This window comes from Actinosynnema sp. NPDC059797 (genome assembly GCF_042732085.1).
Taxonomy (GTDB): domain Bacteria; phylum Actinomycetota; class Actinomycetes; order Mycobacteriales; family Pseudonocardiaceae; genus Actinosynnema.
The window spans coordinates 1-1,869 of record NZ_JBHWIE010000686.1 but is presented as its reverse complement, the minus strand read 5'-3'; the positions used below and the strand labels follow the sequence as shown (position 1 = coordinate 1,869).

The 1,869-nt window shown below is 76.2% G+C and carries 2 protein-coding genes; both read right to left on the bottom strand.

The window, feature by feature from the left end:
- Positions 1–21: 21 nt before the first annotated feature.
- Positions 22–447: a cellulose binding domain-containing protein gene (locus ACFV4N_RS43305; RefSeq protein WP_499678519.1), complete on the bottom strand. Its 426-nt coding sequence runs from the start codon at positions 445–447 to the stop codon at positions 22–24.
- Between the two features lie 117 nt (positions 448–564).
- Positions 565–1,869 (bottom strand): tetratricopeptide repeat protein (locus ACFV4N_RS43300; RefSeq protein WP_499678518.1); only part of this gene is annotated, 1,305 nt, incomplete at its 5' end.

The following is a 1,869-nucleotide window of genomic DNA, read 5'->3' as shown; positions in this document are numbered from 1 at the left end:
GGAACCGGTGGCCGCGGGTGGTCAGGCCGTGCAGGGGACGTCTTTGAGGGTGACGTTGGCGACGGTGACGCCGGCCGGGGACGGGTCGCTCCCGCTGATCACGATGTTGGCGCGCCGGCCGGGGGCGATGCTGGGGAGCCAGTCGGGCGCGGTGACGTGGATGTGGCCGCTGCGGGTGAGGAACCGGCCGCCCGAGGTGGCCTGGATGAGGGCGCCGGGGGACAGGTCGAACTCGATCCACCAGCCGTCCGCCGGCTCGGTGCCGGTGTTCGTCACGGTCAGCGTGGCCGAGAAGCCGCTCGCGAAGTCGAAGGCCGTGTAGGTGTACTGGCAGCTCAACGACGCCGGGGTGGGCTCGGTGGTCGGGGCGGCGTGGGCGCCGGTGGTCAGGGCGAGCACGCCGGCCACGGCGGGCAGGACACCGGACAGGGCACGTCTGGGCTGCATGGTTCTCCTCCGGGACGAAAGGCGGGGCACGAGGGGCGCTCCGCCACGATCGTCGTGCGGCGGGGCGGCGTTCTCCAGTGCCACTGCGCGGTTTCTCGCGGTGCACCACTGCCCGCCTCACACCCGGTGCTCGACGGCCAGGTCCTCCTGCTCGACCTCGGCGAGGTGCCGCCGGACGCGTTCGGCGTCGTCGTCGCGACCCATCCGCCCGTACAGCTCCAGGGCTTCCCGCCACAGCGCGCGGGCCCGGTCGTGGTCGCCCAGGGCGGCGCACGGGTGGCCGAGGCTGTCGAGGGCTTCGGCGGTGTCGGGCGCGGAGTCGAGGGCGCGGTACAGGGCCAGGGCCTGCTCGTAGTGCCGGACGGCCCGCTCGTGGTGGCCGGTGCGGTGCTCGATGTGGCCGAGGCTGTCCAGCGTGGCCGCTTCCCCGTCGGGGTTGTGGTGGAGCCGGTGCAGGGTGAGGGCGGCCTGGCAGTGCTCGCGCGCGGTGTCGTGGTCGCCGAGGCGGGCGAGGCACCAGCCCACCGCGTTGAGGCAGTCGGCTTCCCGCGCCGGTTGGTCGAGGGCGCGGTAGAGGCGCAGCGCGTGCCGGGCGTGCTCCAGGGCCTGCCGGTCCTCGCCCCGCCGCGCCCAGGCCTGCGTGAGGGCGTGGTGGGTGTGGGCCTGCTGGGCGGTGTCGTGGTGCTGCTCGGCCAGGGCGAGTGCCCGGCGCAGGTGGGTGGTGGCCTGGTCGTGCTGCCCCAGTTCGGCGTGGGCGTGGCCGAGCAGCCGGTGGGTGAGGGTCTGGTGGGTGGGGTCGGGCAGGTGGGCGGCGGCGTCGGCGGCGGTCCGCCACGCGGCCAGTTCGTCGCGGTGGTGCCCGCGCAGTTGGTGGAAGGTGGTCATCGCCCACGCGAGGTTCCACGCGGTGTGGTGGCGCCGCTGGGCGGCGGCGGTGTGCTGGGCGGCCAGCAGGTGCCGGTGGTGGGTGTCCATCCAGGCCAGTGCGGCGGCGTTGTCGGGCAGGGGCAGTGGGCGGGCGCCGGGCGCGGGCGGGTCGAGCCGGATCGGCGGGCGGTGCGGGTGGAGGAGGCGGTCGGCGGCGCAGGCGGTGTGCGCGTAGAAGTCCGCCACCCGCTCCAGCGCCGCCCGCCGGACCGGCTCCGGCAGGTCGCGCGCCGTGGTGGCGGCGTAGGCGCGGACCAGGTCGTGCATCGCGAACCGGCCGTGCGCGCGCCGGTCGAGCAGGGAGTGCTCCTCCAGGACGCGCAGCGCCCGGCGCGCCCGCGCGTCGGGCAGGCCGGCCAGGGACGCCGCCGCGCTCAGATCGATGTCCGGGCCCGGCGCGATGCCCACCAGGGCGAACGCGGTCCGCTGCTCGTCGGTCAGCCCCCACAGGGACCACGAGAGCACCGCGGGCAGGCCGGCGGCGGGGTCGGTGTC